General features: G+C 44.8%; 18 protein-coding genes. 6 read left to right on the top strand and 12 right to left on the bottom strand.

Features of this window, described 5'->3' with window-relative positions; all coding sequences use genetic code 11:
* Positions 1–23 precede the first annotated feature (23 nt).
* From L5M49_RS18775 to L5M49_RS18765, 3 genes are read left to right on the top strand one after another with little or no spacing between them, the layout of a single operon-like run.
* The gene (locus L5M49_RS18775; RefSeq protein ID WP_263266625.1) at positions 24–1,406 is read left to right on the top strand and encodes a putative bifunctional diguanylate cyclase/phosphodiesterase; all 1,383 of its coding nucleotides are present in this window, start codon (positions 24–26) and stop codon (positions 1,404–1,406) included.
* Between the two features lies 1 nt (position 1,407).
* Positions 1,408–2,856 carry a GAF domain-containing protein gene (locus L5M49_RS18770; protein WP_263266624.1) on the top strand — a complete coding sequence of 483 codons (1,449 nt, stop codon included), beginning with the start codon at positions 1,408–1,410 and terminating at the stop codon, positions 2,854–2,856.
* On the top strand, positions 2,849–3,463 hold the full coding sequence (locus tag L5M49_RS18765) for a biliverdin-producing heme oxygenase (protein WP_029628488.1): 615 nt from the start codon (positions 2,849–2,851) through the stop codon (positions 3,461–3,463). The genes L5M49_RS18770 and L5M49_RS18765 overlap by 8 nt, the downstream gene beginning before the upstream one ends.
* Before the next feature lie 500 nt (positions 3,464–3,963).
* Here L5M49_RS18765 and L5M49_RS18760 read toward each other — a convergent pair whose 3' ends face one another.
* On the bottom strand, positions 3,964–4,893 hold the full coding sequence (locus L5M49_RS18760) for a diguanylate cyclase (RefSeq protein ID WP_263266623.1): 930 nt from the start codon (positions 4,891–4,893) through the stop codon (positions 3,964–3,966).
* Between the two features lie 5 nt (positions 4,894–4,898).
* The gene (locus L5M49_RS18755) at positions 4,899–8,705 is read right to left on the bottom strand and encodes a CHASE domain-containing protein (protein WP_263266622.1); all 3,807 of its coding nucleotides are present in this window, start codon (positions 8,703–8,705) and stop codon (positions 4,899–4,901) included.
* Positions 8,706–9,894: 1,189 nt separating this feature from the next.
* On the opposite strand from L5M49_RS18755, the gene ltrA reads away from it, so the two are divergent.
* Positions 9,895–11,367 (top strand): group II intron reverse transcriptase/maturase, encoded by a 1,473-nt coding sequence (gene ltrA / locus L5M49_RS18750; RefSeq protein ID WP_263266621.1) that lies wholly within the window; start codon positions 9,895–9,897, stop codon positions 11,365–11,367.
* Between the two features lie 232 nt (positions 11,368–11,599).
* Here ltrA and L5M49_RS18745 read toward each other — a convergent pair whose 3' ends face one another.
* The 7 genes from L5M49_RS18745 to L5M49_RS18715 form a co-directional block, all read right to left on the bottom strand.
* Positions 11,600–12,148, bottom strand: a complete 549-nt coding sequence (locus tag L5M49_RS18745) for an HNH endonuclease family protein (RefSeq protein ID WP_263266620.1) — start codon at positions 12,146–12,148, stop codon at positions 11,600–11,602.
* A 10-nt stretch (positions 12,149–12,158) separates the two neighbouring features.
* Positions 12,159–12,467 (bottom strand): hypothetical protein, encoded by a 309-nt coding sequence (locus tag L5M49_RS18740; RefSeq protein WP_041413302.1) that lies wholly within the window; start codon positions 12,465–12,467, stop codon positions 12,159–12,161.
* A 22-nt stretch (positions 12,468–12,489) separates the two neighbouring features.
* The gene (locus L5M49_RS18735; protein WP_011711516.1) at positions 12,490–13,386 is read right to left on the bottom strand and encodes a hypothetical protein; all 897 of its coding nucleotides are present in this window, start codon (positions 13,384–13,386) and stop codon (positions 12,490–12,492) included.
* A 10-nt stretch (positions 13,387–13,396) separates the two neighbouring features.
* Entirely contained in the window at positions 13,397–14,044 is a 648-nt protein-coding gene (locus L5M49_RS18730) for a recombinase RecT (RefSeq protein WP_011711517.1), read from the bottom strand.
* Between the two features lie 13 nt (positions 14,045–14,057).
* Positions 14,058–14,780, bottom strand: a complete 723-nt coding sequence (locus L5M49_RS18725) for a recombinase RecT (protein ID WP_263266619.1) — start codon at positions 14,778–14,780, stop codon at positions 14,058–14,060.
* A gap of 77 nt (positions 14,781–14,857) precedes the next feature.
* A complete protein-coding gene (locus L5M49_RS18720; protein WP_259563902.1) occupies positions 14,858–15,121 on the bottom strand; it encodes a hypothetical protein in 264 nt (87 codons plus the stop codon).
* Between the two features lie 13 nt (positions 15,122–15,134).
* Complete coding sequence (locus tag L5M49_RS18715) at positions 15,135–15,836, bottom strand: hypothetical protein (RefSeq protein WP_088212907.1); 702 nt, start codon at positions 15,834–15,836, stop codon at positions 15,135–15,137.
* A 71-nt stretch (positions 15,837–15,907) separates the two neighbouring features.
* Here L5M49_RS18715 and L5M49_RS18710 point away from each other — a divergent pair, with 71 nt between their 5' ends.
* The gene (locus L5M49_RS18710) at positions 15,908–16,438 is read left to right on the top strand and encodes a lytic transglycosylase domain-containing protein (protein WP_263176872.1); all 531 of its coding nucleotides are present in this window, start codon (positions 15,908–15,910) and stop codon (positions 16,436–16,438) included.
* A gap of 23 nt (positions 16,439–16,461) precedes the next feature.
* Here L5M49_RS18710 and L5M49_RS18705 read toward each other — a convergent pair whose 3' ends face one another.
* From L5M49_RS18705 to L5M49_RS18695, 3 genes are read right to left on the bottom strand one after another with little or no spacing between them, the layout of a single operon-like run.
* Positions 16,462–16,977, bottom strand: coding sequence for a hypothetical protein (locus L5M49_RS18705; RefSeq protein ID WP_263176873.1), 516 nt, complete (start codon positions 16,975–16,977; stop codon positions 16,462–16,464).
* 2 nt (positions 16,978–16,979) lie between these two features.
* On the bottom strand, positions 16,980–17,444 hold the full coding sequence (locus L5M49_RS18700; protein WP_037429945.1) for a metal-dependent hydrolase: 465 nt from the start codon (positions 17,442–17,444) through the stop codon (positions 16,980–16,982).
* Positions 17,441–18,055 carry a hypothetical protein gene (locus tag L5M49_RS18695; RefSeq protein WP_263266618.1) on the bottom strand — a complete coding sequence of 205 codons (615 nt, stop codon included), beginning with the start codon at positions 18,053–18,055 and terminating at the stop codon, positions 17,441–17,443. Before L5M49_RS18695 ends, L5M49_RS18700 begins: the two co-directional genes overlap by 4 nt.
* Positions 18,056–18,343: 288 nt before the next feature.
* On the opposite strand from L5M49_RS18695, the gene L5M49_RS18690 reads away from it, so the two are divergent.
* Positions 18,344–18,997 carry a hypothetical protein gene (locus L5M49_RS18690; protein ID WP_140907542.1) on the top strand — a complete coding sequence of 218 codons (654 nt, stop codon included), beginning with the start codon at positions 18,344–18,346 and terminating at the stop codon, positions 18,995–18,997.
* Positions 18,998–19,049 lie beyond the last annotated feature (52 nt).

Genomic DNA, 19,049 nt, shown 5'->3' with positions numbered 1-19,049 from the left:
GTCATGTCGAGCATTTTGTCGCCGTGTTTTCCGATATCACCGCGATTCGTGATAATGAACGCAAAGCCGAGTTTTTGGCTAGTCATGATGCATTGACCAAGTTGCCAAATAGAACTTTATTCCAAGACCGACTGCGTCAGGCTTTACTCTCTGCCAGAAGAAACAACCAACGAATTGCATTACTTTTTATCGATTTAGATAATTTTAAGAGTATCAATGATACGTTGGGACATGACTATGGTGACGAACTATTAAAAGAGGCTGCATTGCGGCTCAGAGAAGTATTGCGAGGTCATGACACGGTGGCACGAATGGGCGGGGATGAATTTACAGCCATCTTGACAAACTGTGACGAAGAAGCGGCAACACAAATTGCCTCACGCATCATTAATGACTTAGCCATGTCATACAATGTGATGCGTCACCAACTGTTTGTTTCCGCCAGTATAGGTATTGCATTCTACCCTGAAGATAGTAATAACAGCACTGATCTGATTAAAGCCGCAGATAGTGCCATGTATCGAGCAAAAGAAGATGGACGTAACCGTTTTGAATTCTTTAAGCAGGAAATGCATACCAGACTTTTACGTAAGAGCACCATTGAAAGTGGTCTCAGAAACGCCTTAGCTAAGAATCTATTGGAAGTGGTTTATCAACCCAAATTCAGCATCACACACAGTAAACAATTGGTGGGCGGCGAGGCTTTGCTTCGCTGGAAAGACCCTGATTTAGGAGTGGTCAGTCCACAGGATTTTATTCCCATTGCGGAATCGTCTGGCCTTATTGGGCAAGTGACTGAATACGTATTGGATTCCGTTTGCACTCAGATATCGCAATGGGAGCAGTCTGGTATCAAAACCTTCAGTATTGCGGTCAATATCTCTGCGCGTGATTTATTAGTGCCAGGCTTTGCTTATAAGTTGATTCAAGTAATCGAACAATACCAACTCGGTACTGGTGCGATTATGCTAGAGATCACTGAAGGCTCATTGTTGGATAATAATGCGAACGTGTTCGACAATCTAAAAGTTGCTAGCGAGAATGGCATTGCTATCTCGATTGATGACTTCGGCACGGGATATTCGTCATTATCTTACCTAAAACGATTACCGTTAAGTGAGCTGAAAATTGACAAGTCTTTTGTCAACGGACTTGGCCAGGATAAAGAGGATGAGGCTATTACACTGGCGATCATCTCTCTGGCATCGGCTCTTGGACTTAAAACAGTTGCAGAAGGCGTTGAAACACAAGCACAGTTAGCATGGTTAGAGCAGCAAGGCTGTCACATGGCACAAGGTTATCTGCTCGCAAAGCCTTTGCCGTTGTCTGAATTTGAAGATTTACTAGCAAGAACAGCATCAAGCTGCTGCATAGCAAGCTCAGAAATGAAGATGGCAGGTCGTTAACATGGAGAAACTACTCAGCCTTTGCGAACATGAACAACTGCATCTCACCGGTGCGATTCAACCACACGGTGTTTTGATATATGCCAATGCTGCAGGTGTTATCACCCATTGCTCTGCCAATGTCGAAAGCTTGGTTGGTGTTGCGCCAAAAGCCTTATTGGGGCAGCCCCTTCAGGCTGTTTTTGGAGAGGTTGTTATGCCAATAAACGGAGACAATCGCTGTGTCTACACCGAGCGTGCCTGGGAGTTTAATGGCTATCTAGATTTTTGCATCAACATGTCTGATTCAGGCGATTATTCCATTGAAATCTATCCGCATTTTGCATCGGATAATAAAAACAATAAAGAAGTTCAATTGTGTGAAATGCCACAACATGAGTATCAAATAACGCAGCAGCGAAATGAGCTATTGGAAGAAGTTGCGAAAATGACCGGATTTAAACGGATCATGTACTATCAGTTTGTCGAAAACAATGATGGCGAAGTCGTGGCTGAATTTTGCCATTCTTCAGTTGATGGAAGTTATTTGAAACTTCGTTTTCCTGCTAGCGACATTCCTCAAATCGCTCGAGATCTGTACATTAAGAATCCATGGCGAATGATCCCTGATGCCGCAGCGGATGCTATTGCAGTCCTATCCTTCGAGCAAGCAGCACCTGACTTGACCTACTGCGACCTGCGAAGTGTTTCTCCGATGCATAAAATCTATTTAGCGAATATGGGCGTCCACGCCTCACTCTCTTTTCCGGTCGTGGTAAACGGCAATTTGATTGCATTGGTTGCTTGCCATGACAATAAACGTAACATTGTGCCGTATGCAATGCTGGAAGCTTGCCGTAGTCTCGTTAGTCGATTCTCGATGAGCTTGTCTGCATATACTGCCTATCAACGAATGTGCTTGGTCGATGGGTTGAATAGCAGATTTAAACCAATTCAATTGCTACTGCAACGCAATGGCAGCCTTGTAGATAGTTGGCAAGAGTTGGCTCCGTGGATCCTCCAAGAGCTTAACGTGAGTGGTGTTGTCGTGACCCACGATAATAAAATTTTAAGACATGGACTGACACTAGAAGACAGCGCTTTGAGCATTGTGGAACAAGAATTTATCAACTCTTCAGAGTTAATATGGTCTAAAGATTGTTTATCACGCCAGCTTTCAAGTTTTGTGTTAAGTGAAGTTGCCGGGGTTATGGCAATCAAAATCGGTTCGGACTTAAAAAACATGACTCGTGTTTACTTATGCCAACAGGAACAAATACAAGAAATAGCCTGGGGGGGTAATCCAGAGAAACCGGTGGAGTTTCATGATGGAAAACTAGGTATTTCGCCACGCCGATCTTTTGCTAAATGGATAGAAAAACGCGTGGGTTATAGTTGTCCGTGGGACAATAGGAGCCGTTTGTTGTTGTTGAAGTTAAGAGAGTTGTTGAGCGGTACGGTTTATGGCTAAAGCGCACCTTATTTTACGAGAGGCGACACATGAATGGCACCAACGTGTTGAAGAGCTTTCATTGTTTAAGAAACTGATGTATCCCGAAGTTTCTGTTGAAGATTTGCTTGCAACGCTTAGTCTCTTGTATGCATTTTATGAGCGTGTTGAATCAGCTATACAACCATACTTTTCTCAGACTTCCACGCTACCCTATAACTCAAAGAAGCGGGCTCTGGAAGCGGATTTGACACTATTGGGTGCTCTAACTCAACAAGTTCCCGGAGTTTTTGAAGTCAAAGACGTCGCCGTTGCTTGGGGCGCTCGTTATGTACTGGAAGGTGCATCTCTTGGTAGAAAAGTCATAGCACGACATCTTAAAAAGCGGTTACCTGCCATTGCTTCTAGCTTACAGTTTTATCAGCTAGAGCCTGATGTTGAAACCTCTTGGAGTCACTTAGTCAGTGCGTTAGAAGCGGAGCTACAAACGCCTGCACAAATTGACCGCGCCACAACGGCTGCTTGTGATACGTTTGAACTCTTGTACAACCTAGCTAAATTGCAGCGACGTGATATCAAAAAAACGTCTGTAATCGGAAATCCATGGTCACAACTTGACGGGATTTGAGTCTCTTTAATCAAGATGAACTGATTGAAGTTTGATATGAGTCGCCATCCATATTGATTTGAAAAACGTAAGCCCCAGCCAGTAGTCAGATGTTCTGCGGATCTTATGAAACATTTTTATGACTGGAGCAAACAGGGACAAGGCTTGAAGAAAATGGGAAATGCCGGATGCATTTAACAAAACAGATGTTTGCAATTACCTTGAAGCAGAGATTCGTTTCTTCAATAGCGCCAGATCTGAACAGCTGCAATTCGCTCATAGCGCTGAACGGTTCTGTGCCAGAAGCGGATATTACAATGTGCAGGTATTAAAGTCCGCTATTAGTCGTTAGCAGAACGTTAGTGTAAGGGCGATGAGCAGCGCAGCGGGTTATGGTCCCAGTATTCTGTGTAAATTATCTTGGCCGGTTTCAATATTATGCTGTAAAAATCATGGTAACAACAGAGTTTAAAATTAATCACTCATAGATAGTAATTTTTTGGTAATAGGTTTGCCAGACCTCACGCTAGTACAACCGAATAGGTATTACGACCACGTTGTTTACTTAAATACAGCTGCTGGTCTGCCAGTTCTATAATATTACTATCGTAGCCTTTCGCTTCATCGGCGACGGCAATGCCAACACTGATGCTCAGTTTGGTGGCGGGAGTTTGGGGGTGTGCGATATCTAATTCCAATACATGATGCAGCATCTTTTTTGCCACGGTTACTGCGCCATTTATATCGGTATCGGCTAGCAACACTACAAATTCTTCACCTCCATAGCGGGCGACCGTGTCAGCCTGTCGCCCGTTATGCTTTAGGGCACTGGCCACTTTACGTAAAGCATCATCTCCTGCTAAGTGGCCAAACGTATCGTTATATTTCTTAAAGTAGTCGATATCAATCATCAATACTGCAAGAGGACTCAGTTTACGTCTATGTTGGGCAAGTTGGATTGATAAAACGTTATCAAAATAGCGGCGGTTATAAATACCGGTTAACCCATCCAGATAAGCGAGAGAACGCAGTAAGTCAGCTTGTCTTTTCAGGGCTAAGTGAGCCTTTACCCGGTTACGTAATGTATTTGTATTAAATGGCTTTTGAATAAAATCGACGCCACCTGCATCCCAGCAGGCATCTTCATCCGTTTGATGCTGCAAGCCTGTGACGAATATGACCGGGATATCTGCCAGTTGTTTATCGGCTTTTAATTGCCTGCATGTTTCTAATCCATCCTGCTCAGGCATTACTACATCTAACAAAATGAGATCAGGCCGACTGTCGTGGCAAACTTTTATTGCCTGTTTGCCGCTTGTGGCCATCAGAATATTGTACTCGTTGCCTAAAACCTGAAAGACAATCTGAATATTAATAGGTTGATCATCGACAACTAAAATGGTTGCAGGGAATTGGCTGATAGCCACATTTGGTATAGTGTCAGCTGACATATAAACTACTCTTTGAATTGACTTAACATTTTATCAACTATCACGACTGCTTGCTCAAAAGCCAAGTTGACTAGAGCCTCTTCAAGCTCTTTATTTAGTTCAGGTGTTTGAGCCTGCAGTGACGGTGCCAATTGCTGATAAAGTGGCAACGCTGCCATGTTGGCAAGATTGAGATGTTGCTTTAGCGTCATTAACTGAGCTGCCTGTTCCGTCCGGCTAACAGGGGCTTGTGCGGTAGCTATTTGCTGTTCCACTTGTAATAATTTCACCAAGTCTGTAGCGGTGTTAAGAGTTAACTTCAGTATATCCAGAACGTTGTTATCTACCTGATAACCGTCATCACTGTGCTCACGCAGCTCATCTTCCAAGCGGGCAGTAAGCTTTGCCAGATTGCTAAAGCCAAGTGTGCCTGCAGCACCTTTTAAACTATGAAACAACAATCGTGCATTACGACGGGTAAGTGTTTTATCCTCTAGTTGTTGTAATGCTTGCCTAAGGTCCTGCTCAAATTGCTTTAATACATTGACATAAATCGTCAGGGAATAACCAAGGCGCTGAACAGCAGCTTCGAGTTCAATATGATGCTGCTGGCAGAACGCTAACGCTGCCTGATCAAAATTCAGGTTTGATTTATTAACTTGTTTGACGTGAGGTGCTTTTTCTGCTTTATGATGGCTGAGAATTTTGGTCGTCAACTCGTTAAGATCAAAAGGTTTTGCGATGTGGTCTTGCATACCTGCTGCCAGGCAAGCGGCTATATCATCAGACATGGCGTGCGCTGTAATAGCAATAATCGGCAGCAACTGATGTCTAGGTAGCTTTCTAATCTCACGAGTGGTTTGATAGCCATCCATTCCCGGCATTTGTATGTCCATCAGTACCATATCAAAGTGCTCTGCCGTACTTTCCAGCATCTCTAACGCTTCCTCACCGCTGCTAGCAATTTTGATGGTCGCCCCTAGTTGCTGCAGTAACTCACTGGCAACCAGCTGGTTCGTCAAATTATCTTCTACCAGCAGTAAGGATATTCCCTGCAATGGCAGCTCGTGCGGGAGGGGGGAGGTCGGGAGCGACAGGTCGAGATCGCCAAAAACAACACTCTTTACTGCCTGTAACATCATATTTTTTGTAACAGGTTTAATTAAAAATCCATCCAGATAGCGCTCATAATCGTTATTTTGCTCATCGAGCAGTTCTTTTCCATGAGCGGTAATCATTACAATCAGTGAAACCACGCTACTATGCAATTCCCGTAGCTCGCGAGCGAAGGTTAGGCCATCTTTACCCGGCATACGCCAGTCTACGAAAACGACATCATAGCGAGTACTATCGCGGTGGGCTTGCTTGACTAATAGTGACGCCTCTTGCGCATCGGACGCAATCTTTGCCTGCCATCCCAACGAGACCGCAATACCTTGTAAAATTATTCGCGCACTGTCGTTGTCATCGACAATCAACACGCTCAACTTTTCATTACTACGAGTAAACGTTTGAGAGTTTTGGATCGCCCTCTTCTCCGCATTGCGTACGACGACGTTAAAGCTAAAGGTACTTCCACAACCAAATTCACTCTCTACGCCGATTTCACCACCCATCAAATTCACCAAGCGCTTACTGATGGCTAAACCTAAACCTGTCCCGCCATAGCGACGACTTATTGAAGAATCTGCTTGTTGAAAACCGGAAAAAAGAGCGTTCTGTTGCTCCAGCGTGATACCGATCCCAGTATCTTTAATACTGAAAGACAAGTTAATCTCGCCCTCTGGCAGTGATTGAGACCTAATTGAGATGAGTATTTCACCCTTATCAGTAAATTTTATGGCATTGCCGACCAGATTTATCAGGACTTGTTTAATACGGAAACTATCACCTAACAAATGCTCAGGCACATCCGCTGTGACATCGTATAGCACTTCCAATCCTTTTTGCTCTGCACTAGATGAAAAAACAAGGCCGATATCCTGCAGCAAATCCGTCAAACTAAATGGATGCGGGTCTAGCTCCAACTTACCGGCTTCAATTTTTGAGAAATCCAGAATATCATTTAACAAGGTAAGCAAAGACTTAGCTGCACTATAGGCTTTTTCTATATAGTCGGCCTGGCGTTGATCCAGCGTGCTGTTGGCTACCAATTGTAATAATCCCAGAACTCCATTCATCGGCGTGCGGATCTCGTGGCTCATATTTGCCAAAAACTCAGATTTTGCTTTATTAGCAGACTCAGCTTGTTCTTTTGCTTGTGCCAGTTCCGCTTCGTATTTAAGTTGTTTAGTTAAATCAAACGCGATACCAAGAAAGCCTGCTAGCTGACCTTGCTCATCTTTTAGTGCACTGATATTTAGTTTTACTTGCACCTGTTCACCGGTTTTTGTCAGGTAGGTCCAGCGCGCATTATCCGTTTGCCCCAGACGCGCTTTCGCTACAAGGGTTTCAAAACCGACCGCGATGTTGCTACCGAGCTCAGTGGTCAGCTTAGCGGCATGGTGCTCCACTTCTGCGGGCAGATGAAAAATAGACGGGGTTTGTTGGAAAAGGACCTCCTCTGCGCGATAGCCTAAGAGTTTTTCTGCTGCTGGATTAAAGGCCGTAATAATGCCTTCTTCATCGGTAGCGATAATGGCGTAGCCCGCGCTGCTAAGAATACTGTGCTGCAAGATATTAACACGTGAAATCTCCGCCGTTCGCAGTGCGACCTGCTGTTCAAGCTCAGCATTCGCTTTTAGTAAAGTTTGCTCTGCAATACTTGCCAGCTCCTGCATATGACGGATTAACTGACTTCTGCGCATTAACATAAGTTGCAGTAGATACACGCCAAAGGCCAGGATGGTACTGACTGCCATTACTTCAAAAAATAAGCTGGTGCCAGAGCGCAGTTGCAGTTCATTAATAAAGCGATTGGTTGGCGTAAGCGACAGCTGCCATTGGCGGCCAAATACAGAGAGATTTAATTTATGTTGTAGAGCAGCGTCGTAAGTGTCTTTCACTTCTTGGCTGAAGAACTCGATTGGCGTTTGTTCGGTAATGTCACTGATTTGCAGAAAGACATCGTTTTCCAGACCTGCAACTGAATTAAGGACTTCGTTAATCAGGATTGGGGCGTAACTCCAGCCAAATAAATGTTCAAGCCGTTGCCGACTATCTTGTGGCACGGTTGTTGTTTTATATACCGGCATTAATATTAAAAAACCCTGTTGAGCTCGCTCATTTGCTTGTACTAAGGTAATGGGCGCTGTTAACCTCACATCGTTATTGAACGCCGCATCTAATGCTGCCTTGCGGCGCATTGCTTCGGAACCAATATCAACCCCCACGGCCTCTCGGTTGTTTTGCTCAGGTTCAATATAGGTGATCACAAAAAGGCTATCTTGGTGTGGCGTAAGCTGCCTGATTTGGAAGTTGTAGCTTGGTCGCTCGGCAGCCATCCGGTCTAGAAATGCCGCAGTTTGGTTTGGTTCAACTTTGATGATTAAACCAAAACCACGAGCCCCTGGAAACTCCCTTTTATAGTCTCGCACTTGCGTATAGGCCTGCATATCGTTGTAATCAAAATGCTCAGGGGATAGCAACATTACTGCAGCACGGATGCCGCGCAAACCATATTGATACAGCGTGACCTTTTCCTGAACCCCTGCTGCAATTAGATTTAACCTGACAGTAACCGCATCACTAATTCGCTTTGCTTGGGTTTGTTGTTGCTGATCTACCATGGATGTTGCCACAAAGTAGCCAATAACTAATAACCCTAACGGTAGCCATAATGACATTAACCAACTGCGTAATGAAAATTTGGGAACAGAGATAAGTGACTTCATTTAATGCTCAGGAGGTTCCGATTGATATAAAAAAGGTTAGGGCCGATAATTTAGATGGAAAACCAACATCAAATTCAGAAACAATCCAGCAACTGATTTGCCTGTAGGACTCGCTCATTATGAAACAGTCGCACCAGCGCGCCGTGTTTTTAAAACAAGTTGAGCCAACCAGTAAATTAGAAACTTATTAAAAATCACTCTAAGCTCAAAAAGCAAAACTTTCAAGTTGCATTGAGCTTATGTCGATATGAATAGTCATATTTAATCTACAGAGCAAGGACAAATTAGCGCCCCCTAACATTGTCAATCCAACTTAATTGCGTGATCTACGGAAATCAATAGAAGCAGATCGCTTTGAAGATGATTGTTGTAGTAAAAAGTTAGCTTGCCTTACTGAGAAGCACGATCCGAGTGACAATCAACTCGACGAATGGATGCTGGACACTGTGGTTGAGACACATGCCATTTTGCGGTTAAAAGTCCGTCCAACTTCAGGCGTTAATGTCCGCTCTATCAAGCAAAGCATACTTTCGCATGAGTACTATGATGCGGAGAGAAATTTCTGCTTTTCGCTCAAAGCCGACCTATAGAGTAATTACGTTAACACGTTTTGGGGCGTGCGACGTGAAGTCGTATGAAGCGCTGTTCACCGCTTAACGAGTGAACCATCTGTATCACCAGATGAACCTAGGAGCCTGAATAAAGTAGCGGCTCTGACAATGTAACGAAGATTGGTCTTTGACCAATCGGGATATGAACCGCGAGGGGATGATCCTCCTGATAACCACAAATCGGGTGAGTGCTAGGTAGTCAGTATGATGAATGTAAGTGAATCCGCGTAAGGTGCGTTATGCGATGAAACAGCGGAAGTGGTTAACACGCTGTAGCCAAAAGGCACGAGAGTCGGAAAGAGATTGTCCCATGCTCTTTCGTGATCATTGTACTCTCCGCACCATAGCGGGCATCTAACCTGACATTGCGCGACATACGGAACACGGTAAGCCTGTATCGCTCCCTCTGGGAAAGCCAATATAGCCGATGGCGGTGCAGGTATAGGATGTTGGAGAAAGCAAAGGCTGCATTGTAATGATGCAGATACAGACAACTGTCTGGCACGAAAGTGAGCCCACTTCCGACTGGTCTCCCGTTGCGAGAGAATTTGAAGGACTTTATCCAAGGAGAAACGCAAATGATGATTTCAAAAGAGATTAGTGCCTCTCCTGACAGTGCTCAATGGCAGTCAATCGACTGGAAATCCGTAGAGTCGCATGTATTAAAGCTTCAGATGCGTATCGCAAAGGCAACAAAAGAAGGTGAGCACGGCAAGGTAAAAGCCTTGCAATGGTTACTGACGCACTCGCGCTCAGCAAAACTCCTTGCTGTTAAACGAGTGTCGAAAAACAAAGGCAGTAAAACGCCTGGAATAGACGGCATCATCTGGAACACAGATGCACGCCGCATGAAAGCCGTCAATCAATTGAGCAGAAAGGCATACATAGCTAAGCCGCTCAAGCGTATTTACATCCCAAAAAAGAATGGCAAGCTTCGACCGCTGGGTATCCCGTGCATGATAGACAGAGCGCAACAAGCACTCCACCTTCTTGCACTCGAGCCCGTGTCAGAAACACTTGCCGACCCTAACAGCTATGGATTTAGACCAAACCGCAGTACTGCTGACGCTGTCGATCAGTGCTTTAAGTGTTTGGCTCAAAAGAAATCAGCCCAATGGGTACTCGAAGGTGATATCAAAGCCTGTTTTGACAAGATCGGTCATCAATGGCTTCTTGATAACATCGCCGTAGATAAGCGGATGTTGGAGCAATGGTTAAAGTCTGGTTTTATGGATAAAGGGCTGTTTTATCGTACTGACGAGGGCACGCCACAAGGAGGAGTTATATCCCCCTCCTTGATGTTAATAACTCTTGCAGGTCTTGAGCAGCACATAAAATCCACCGCCCTCAAAAAGGGGACTAGAGCCAACTTTATTGGGTACGCCGACGATTTCGTCGTCACTTGTGCTTCAAAGGAAGTGCTGGAGAACGATATCAAACCGTTGATTACTGACTTCTTAGCAGAAAGAGGCTTAACACTATCCGAAGAGAAAACGCATATCACTCACATCAACGATGGCTTTGACTTCTTAGGTTTTAACCATAGGAAGTACAAAGGAAAACTGCTCATTAAACCGAGTAAATCCAATACGTTGATGTTCTTAAGTCATCTGCGAGGACTCATCAAAAAGCACGTAACCCTACCCGTGAACGATCTTATCAAACTGATAAATCCGAAACTTAGGGGATGGTCGAATTACTATCGACACTGCGTCGCGAAACAGGTGTTCGGATATGTAAGCCACAAGCTATTCCATGCGTTATGGCACTGGGCCAAAAGGCGTCATCCAACCAAATCAAAAACTTGGATAGCCCTTAAATACTTCGTCAATCGAAAAGGCCAGTGGCAATTTCACGGTTGGCAGAAGTTCTTGGGTATGGATTGCCAGTTCAATCTCTTCCAAATAGCCAAAGTGCCTATCGAGAGACATGTGAAAATCCGAAGTTCTGCAACGCCATTTGACCCTCAATACCAAGAATACTTGGTGAAGAGAAAGTCCAAAAGGCTAGCTCGCAACTCTTGGAACGAACCTGCTCTGACTGCTTTATAAGTTGCTGGGTATCAAACGATGCTTTTGTGGAGGCTTGAGCCGTATGCAGTGAAAGTTGCACGTACGGTTCTTAGGGAGACGGCACTTGGTAACAAGTGTCGTCCACCCGACATAAACGATTTAGAAAAGGCAGTACAGCGATGTGAGCGCTGCCTTTCAGTATGATCCTTTAATACTCAGTATCAAACTTAACTTGGTGAAAAGTATTACTCTCCAACAAGTTTGACCACGTTTACCCCCTTTGACACTGAGCTACCAGCGCCAGCGCCCGTGGTTCTTCTTTAGTGAAATATTTTAGATGATACGTTTTCATGATCCGGTGAAATCGCAAGATATACTGACACTGATTGGTGGGCGGTAACCACTCTGTGATCCCCGCCGCCCCTTTTTCTTTATTCAAACCCTTTTCGACTACCTGCAAATTTCTCACATCGTTTGCGAACATCTCACGCTGATAGCAATCCCAATATTTAGCGCCTCGGGCATGGGCATAGCCAAGCGGTACAGTGTGATCCACATCGAGCGCAAAGGCATCGAGATAGATTTGCCCCGTCCAAGGTGACACCCATCTTCCACGAGTCACGATTTTACCATCACGGCTAAAACTTGGTTTAACCGTGGATTGGGTTGCGAGTAAGTCGTGGCGCGTATTGAGACCATTGCCATCCAGATCGCTCCAATGCGGGTAATCTTCACGGTGATACTTCAGGTCGGCCGCAGCCAAACCGTTAGTAATGGACAAGGAAAGCATAAGTAATGCGAGTGAACTCAGCCTGGTCATACTAGGCGCCTTATTGGTTAAACAATGATTGAACAACAAATGGGTCCGGCTCAAGCTCAAAATCATCCCCCTTCATGGTAGCCGTGCCGCTTAGGCACACGATTTTGTGGCATGAATCGCAGATACCGATTCCACGATAGAGAATGTCACTCTCTACGAGATTAATACTGCCCCTGACTAATTCGTCTTTAAATTCTTCACCACACTTACACTCCATCTTAAACTCACTGACAATCTTTCCACTGCCTAGCGTTAGCGGGAATTGGCTCGCAAATGGCTGATGCTGTCCCATATACACTTTGACTTGCTTTGCGTTCACGTTGACCTCTCTTGATGTCCAATCACTCTGACAGATACTTCCAACGAAGCAATTTTTTACCTTTTAGAATAAGCTCCACATCGTACAAACCAGAGGCTCTTAAACCCGCCAACCCCTGTAATGTGTTCCCCATAATCTCTTTTGTCTGGTTCGATTTCACCACAGTCCCTATCGCCACGACTCTGCGCTGTAAGGCGCTAACTTTGCTCAGCACTTCATAGGCTGTCGGCATCTTGGCCAGCACTTCGATATTTGGCAAAGGAGCCATCACCGGCACCCGAATATCAACCGAGGGCAAATGACGTAGTGCAGCGAGTGAACGCCCTGCAGCTGCTTTACGAGCATTCAGACTTGGGGTTAACTCGGGCATTAACGGCTCCCCGTCCTCTGCCACGTCCAAAATGAGATAACCACTATTTGATTCCTCAAACATCGCAGACGTGAATTGCTCTTGGCCCACAAACCACGCAATCAATTTTGTGCAAACATGGAAGCTCTCACAGTGATGCGTGGTTAATACACTCACCTTGCCCTGCTCTTTAACCAGCGTAAAAATCTGGCTAGTTCCGCTCTCTACAATCCAATCACCGGCACAGATTTCCGGCACTGACTTCAGGATCTCTAATTGCTCACTCGCTTTGGTCGCTGGCAGCGGCAACGTCCCTTCTTGTAAGAAGTAAGCCCCTAACTGGATATAATGCTGAGTCCACACCGCGAATCGATTTTGAATGACCTCCCACACGGAGTTGTCGTCACGCGAGATCACTTCCAGCGCTTTCACGCCTTGATTCACCGAATTAGTGGCAATGGTTATCGAGTCATGTTCAACATACGCCTCAACGGTGAAAGTCGATGTCACGTTAGACGCAATCGTGAAGGGTGTTTTTAAACGGGTTGTCGGCTTTACTTGTAATTCCATTTTTCGCCTCTTAAGCCGCTTCTGACCATGCTTTTTCGGAAAGTCTCACTGTTTTAGCTAAGATCATCCCTACAAAAAATTCATTCCAAGCTCTTGTGGCCACCTGACGATGTTCAAAGGTCGTCATGAGATCATCAAAGGTGAAATGTGTTACGCACACACCGCCACCAGCGAGCTCTGCTACACAATAGGCACCGCGGATATTTCCACGATTCTTGCTAAATGGGTCATATTGGTGGCGAGGTGGAGTAAAAGAGTCAATCCACTGAAAATCATCGGCTTCATACACAATCACAGGTCGTGCAGAACGGATGATCCCCGCCTTTGCCGCCGCGTCACGGTAACCACGGTATGTCCAGCACAGTTGCACCCCTAACCAACCACTATCGTAGTAAGCCCCTAACAGAATAGATGCCTGCTTGCGGTTCGGATTGAGGCTGATTTGTGCTTGTGTCAACTCAGTCATGACATCAAAAACGCTATGAATATTTACCCAGCCAATTTGGGATGGATTGAGCATTAACAGGCGCTGCAACTGAGCAAATAAAATGTTTAGCTCCGAGTACGGAAAATTGTTATTAGGGTATGCAGTATTAAATTCGACACAGAGATGTTGAACGTAGTGTGCGGCATCTGCCGAGGTGTATCTGGTACTCATAAAAACCTCTGGTTTAGTCAAATAGTGCATCGAAACGACATGCTGATGTTTCTACCACGCCAGCAGCCATAAACTTTGTTTTCTTGGTCGGTGCTTCAATTTTGCGGATTGGCCTTAACGCCTCACAATGCGCCGTAAGGGTGTTATAAAAGCCGTCAAATGCAGTGATCGCGACATGGTTTAATAGGCGCCAAAGCGCTTGCTTCTTTACCATTTCATCGACGTAGATTGATTGCCAAACCTCTGAGCCGTTCTCAGCTACAGATTCCAGTTCAATTTGGTCAATCTCAAAGGACACGTATTCGCCTGATGGCAATAGCGCTGAAGCAATACCGCCACGCAATTCGCCACGTTTAGGTGATAAGCCAACCAAGCTGACCAGTGGCATTCTGTCGTTAAAAACTCGAATAGAGTCCCCTTCTCGAATGGCCCATGCCTGATATGCTTGAATTTCACCCGATTGCAGCGCTAAATCCAGACCGCCGATATAGGTCAGTTTGGTTTCAATCTGACCTTCGTCATTCAGCGCCAAATACATCAGATTTTCACCTGGGCTCCATGACAAGCCTGTCGCAGCGTAAACACTGAGCATGTAGGCTTCTAACTGGTCTCTGGGAAGGTCAAAACCCGATTCATCGATAACATACTGAATATGCATTTTTTCGATGTTTATCTCAGGAACGGTCACTTGCCGATTGTTGGCTATAGCTAACTGTATGTACTGACTCGCTTTCATAACGTAATCGCTTTGTTTTTACTGTTATGAGTATTAAGCCACACACTTTTTTTCTGGCAAATTTTTGGAATATTTCTTTATAAACAAGCCACTTGATTTGTGGTTGTCGCGGCGATCATGGTGTGCATCCATGAAAACTGGCTGACTGAACAGGCTTCAAATCCCACAATCTGACCTCTTTCACGACATAATTTCACCAGTCGTCCTCGGTCAATTAGGTACACAATTGCTGGTATTTTCGCTTCCGGCAAAAATTCTGAGATATAGGTCGCAGGGATTCGGTTGGACGTTAGATTTTCTAAAACGATGTAAAGGTCATTGATATGCAAAACTGACAGCATAGGTACTCCTTAACTACTCTCTGCCAAATTTGATTTTCTCGGAGGATGTCAGTTGGTTCCAACCTATCATTTTGGCCATGGGAAGGGGCTCTGCATCTACGAGATACTTACGCTGATTACGTTGTTCGGAGTTCACTTCATTGTCTTGGCCTGGCTTCTGTATAGTGGTAATGCTCGTGAGTGGAATAGTGCCAAAAATTGACTCTCTTTCGTAGAATAAGCAGCTTACGTGAGCCTTGCTGTCCTCTTTAATTCCGCCAGTGGTCTCAGCCATATACCCGTCAATAACGACAGCGCAGTCAGGGTAATCAGTAAACACGAGGCTGATTTTAAATTTTGTATCGTCGGCAAGGTAAGTGGTCACCCCATCGAATTGCACAGTCAAATTCGACTTGGCCACAGGATTGGCTGCAGCCAATGTGTCGAGTGAGCGAATAGAAACATTGACAGGATCAGTTAACAACGCGTTGTCTGCATTACTCGCCAGTTTGTACCACAAGATAAATCTATCGACACCGCCGGAATACATAAAATACGCAAGGGCAGATACCGACACCACGGAGACTATTACCGGATCAAGACCTCTCCGTTTGCGAGAGTTATCCGCGAGCGATTTGTTTTTTAGCTTGTTATTAAGCGAATCTAAAAAACTGAATTTGTTGGCTTTAATATTCTTAACCAATGATTCCAAAATCGTTGCGCCGCTGAATGCCATTCGAATGCTTCTCTAATAAATATCTCGTGTTATACTCGCCGATATTACACACTTTTTTAAAGGCAAACAATATGTCAACTATTGCAGATTTGAACGACTCTTACTTAAGTAATGGCTATCGAGTACCCCAGCTGGAACTTGAGTTTTGTATTGCTAAAGCTGCTCGGCCTATCGACCCAGACTTATTACTCGCGGTACTGGTTGCTGAGGGCGGCAGACGTGGGGCGATTGTTCAGAATAAGAATGGTTCGTTTGATCTGGGCGTTGGTCAAATCAACACGATTCAGTATACGGAGACATGGTTTAAGTCGCGCTACCCTGATTGGCGTCAAGTGGCCCAGGATACGTGTACAGGCGTTGCTGCTGCCGCTGACGTATTGCTGCGCCGTATGTCAGAATTGAACGTAGGTCAGTCGGTGTGGGAGGCGGTTGGTCATTACAACTCTAAAACTGCCACGGTAAAAATCCAATACTTACAAAATGTAATGCAGATTTATACCAGCCTTTCGCAGAACAAGGGGACTGAATATCGTCCTTGGATGACCATTACCCACAAGCAAAAGCACTTCTTTACTTGGAGTAATAGAGAATTAGAGCGCTAAATGAAAGTAAGAGATTAAATAATTTAGACTGAAGACGTGATGTGATGCAGGCTATTTACTAAGTTAGTTATTAAAAATTTCAATTTTAGCAGACTTGCCCCCCCCCAGAAATCAGCACAACTTGCGCACGTTACGACACCAGTGGCGAGTGATACACGAATAGAATCACGAATGTGCTTAGCTTTGAAATTCACCATTGCATTCCATTCCGGCGTACATTTCACCGAATCCGAGCTAAACATTAACGCTAAACGTAGCTCAGCCGCAGGGTTTTCATCGTTCCAAAATTTATCGTTGAAGTAATTACCGTTAACCCCGACTTCTAATCTAGTGTCACCGGCGACAAACTCAAGATGCGAGTCGTGCTGAATTACAACGACTGAGCGATTCAGTAGTTGCTCCAACACAACAGTGATCATAGCTTTAACATCTTTTGGCGTCGCAGAATCAACAATCTCAGAAAATCTTGAATCTCTGAGAGTTTTCTCTTCGCGAGCTCTAAACATCATCACTACGTTTTGCGCACCAGAACTTCCCATCTTCAATACATCCATCTTAAAAATAAAATAATACCAACACTTGCTACTACTGCATGATTTAGCCCAATTCGTTGCGCTCTACCCAATGGCCAAAATGGTCTAATTCCGGCCGGAGTCACCGCGTCCCCAAGTAAATGACTTAAATAGCCAATGACTAGGGCTTGCGATGCGATAGAGTCAGCTTGATGGCTGGCTAAAAGCCAGACCATTAGCCCAACAGCCCACAATGAGTGAGTGATACCACGATGTGAGAAGAGCGAAAGAATCGTTGATATTGGTTTAATCCTTCTTCCCAATTTCGACTCAGGATGATCTATGTCAGGTAATAACGACGCTATCGCCACCACGGGTAACATCAAACACGCATCTACAACACCGATTACTGTCTCAGGGGCATAGGAGTTGACGATAGCAGCGTAAACGCCCCAACAACCCACTCCTAGGCCCACATGAGCAGCATATCTCATTGGGTCACAACTTCCGCAGCTGTCACATTTCCCACAGTCGGAAAAGGTTTCACTAACGCTTCAACTTCTGAATAGGCCTTTTGCGAGCGCTCGTCAAAGCTGCGCTCGTTTAGTTCAATCATACGCTCCAGCTTGTCGTAAGGCAGGTGTAACAGCATATACACTACGTACAGCCCGTTATCGACGCGAACTTGGGTGTTAACGTGGTTATAGCCAACGACTTTTGCACGATTTACTAGCTTAACAATTGTTTCATCATTCAACTGATTAGTGCGACCATTGCGCACTTCAGTGTTTTGACGCTCACGACCAGAAACTTCCTGCGATACTGTCTTAGCAATCGCGTATTCCGCATTTAAGTTCGCAATATTGCGAGCGGCCATCAAGTTATCAGCACGGCCCATTGCCGTCGCGTAAACGCCATCACCATTCGAAGCAGGAGGGTTTAAGAACCACTCAGGCGCCTCTTCAATAGCGTCGTTCATTTGTTCATTTTTTTGTTCTACTAGCTCTTGTTGTGCTTCGACATAATCAGAAACAGGGTTTGAGCTGCAAGCAGACAGAGCTAAAACAGATAATGCTACGGTTGTTAATTTGTGTTGAGTTTTCATCTAGTAATTCCTTGTTTGTTAAAGTTTACGACCAGAATCATTTCATCACAGTTCTAAAACGTGGCAAATTTTGCTGCATTATCTTGTTAAATCAGTTGGTTATAATATTATTTTAACAAACTTGGTGACGTGCTTCTCAAAAATATCTACCCAATAACGAGAATAATACAGGATAACAAAAAATTGGGTATATATTTTTTTTTAAAACTTGGTCTGAGCTCCTAAATTTGCGGAAAAAATTTTCTGTGAGATAAAGTTCGCATAACAAATTTACATCTTGAGGTAAGCATGTCGCGCATTTCGATTCACCCACTATTTTCCGAATTGGCAGTGGAGTTAGGCTGCAACAGTGCGCCGAGTCGTTTGGTGTTCTTGGAGGTACATTTAAGATTAATTGGTCTCGCGCCAGAACAGGTCAATAAAGAGCATTTAAAGCAACTGATTAAGCTCCTATTTGACGAAGAGATTAACCTGCACCCTCACCATTCAGACTTGGCCTTAGTCTCAATACCAGGCATTGCAGAGCCATACCCAATACTCACTGCTCGAGGCTACAACCGGTTGTATAAATCGGATAAAGCTGGGGAATTCCGCGTCAAAGCCATTTCCAAAGGGGAAGAGTTCACTACAGCTAACATTGATGCCATGAGCAAGCCTGAGCAATATCACGTTGCGCACAATGCGGAACTGGAAGGGTTTGCCGCCGTGTACAGTGATAATAGCAATCTGCTGTTAACGGGGGTTATTTCAGTGGATGAAGTAGAAGATGTGCTCCACCGATTCCACCGCTGCAGTTTGTCGTTGGCAGAAGTCGGCGCAGGCCTCGCGTTTAATCGCTTATTCAAGGTCAATCGTGCATTTAAAATGTCACCCGCCACCAGCGCCTTTGCGGGTTGGTTTTCGATGGCAAGAGCCGCGTTAAAGACCGTTTATTCAAATTAACTAGCCAAAAAATCCAAAAAAAAACGACGAAGGGATGCCGTAGCATTCCAAC

The organism is Shewanella sp. SM74, assembly GCF_025653725.1.
Taxonomy (GTDB): Bacteria; Pseudomonadota; Gammaproteobacteria; order Enterobacterales; family Shewanellaceae; genus Shewanella; species Shewanella oncorhynchi.
The sequence above is the reverse complement of the archived record's forward strand: the minus strand, read 5'-3'. Positions and strand labels throughout refer to the sequence as shown.

Bases quoted from the DNA above. Each gene is read 5' to 3' on its own strand.
- L5M49_RS18695 (WP_263266618.1), bottom strand. From the start codon at position 18,055: ATGAAAACTCAACACAAATTAACAACCGTAGCATTATCTGTTTTAGCT.
- L5M49_RS18715 (WP_088212907.1), bottom strand. From the start codon at position 15,836: ATGGCATTCAGCGGCGCAACGATTTTGGAATCATTGGTTAAGAATATT.
- L5M49_RS18690 (WP_140907542.1), top strand. From the start codon at position 18,344: ATGTCGCGCATTTCGATTCACCCACTATTTTCCGAATTGGCAGTGGAG.
- L5M49_RS18745 (WP_263266620.1), bottom strand. From the start codon at position 12,148: ATGACCAGGCTGAGTTCACTCGCATTACTTATGCTTTCCTTGTCCATT.
- L5M49_RS18725 (WP_263266619.1), bottom strand. From the start codon at position 14,780: ATGAAAGCGAGTCAGTACATACAGTTAGCTATAGCCAACAATCGGCAA.
- L5M49_RS18710 (WP_263176872.1), top strand. From the start codon at position 15,908: ATGTCAACTATTGCAGATTTGAACGACTCTTACTTAAGTAATGGCTAT.
- L5M49_RS18720 (WP_259563902.1), bottom strand. From the start codon at position 15,121: ATGCTGTCAGTTTTGCATATCAATGACCTTTACATCGTTTTAGAAAAT.
- L5M49_RS18765 (WP_029628488.1), top strand. From the start codon at position 2,849: ATGGCTAAAGCGCACCTTATTTTACGAGAGGCGACACATGAATGGCAC.
- L5M49_RS18705 (WP_263176873.1), bottom strand. From the start codon at position 16,977: ATGGGAAGTTCTGGTGCGCAAAACGTAGTGATGATGTTTAGAGCTCGC.
- L5M49_RS18755 (WP_263266622.1), bottom strand. From the start codon at position 8,705: ATGAAGTCACTTATCTCTGTTCCCAAATTTTCATTACGCAGTTGGTTA.
- L5M49_RS18730 (WP_011711517.1), bottom strand. From the start codon at position 14,044: ATGAGTACCAGATACACCTCGGCAGATGCCGCACACTACGTTCAACAT.
- ltrA (WP_263266621.1), top strand. From the start codon at position 9,895: ATGATGATTTCAAAAGAGATTAGTGCCTCTCCTGACAGTGCTCAATGG.
- L5M49_RS18735 (WP_011711516.1), bottom strand. From the start codon at position 13,386: ATGGAATTACAAGTAAAGCCGACAACCCGTTTAAAAACACCCTTCACG.
- L5M49_RS18760 (WP_263266623.1), bottom strand. From the start codon at position 4,893: ATGTCAGCTGACACTATACCAAATGTGGCTATCAGCCAATTCCCTGCA.
- L5M49_RS18700 (WP_037429945.1), bottom strand. From the start codon at position 17,444: ATGAGATATGCTGCTCATGTGGGCCTAGGAGTGGGTTGTTGGGGCGTT.
- L5M49_RS18770 (WP_263266624.1), top strand. From the start codon at position 1,408: ATGGAGAAACTACTCAGCCTTTGCGAACATGAACAACTGCATCTCACC.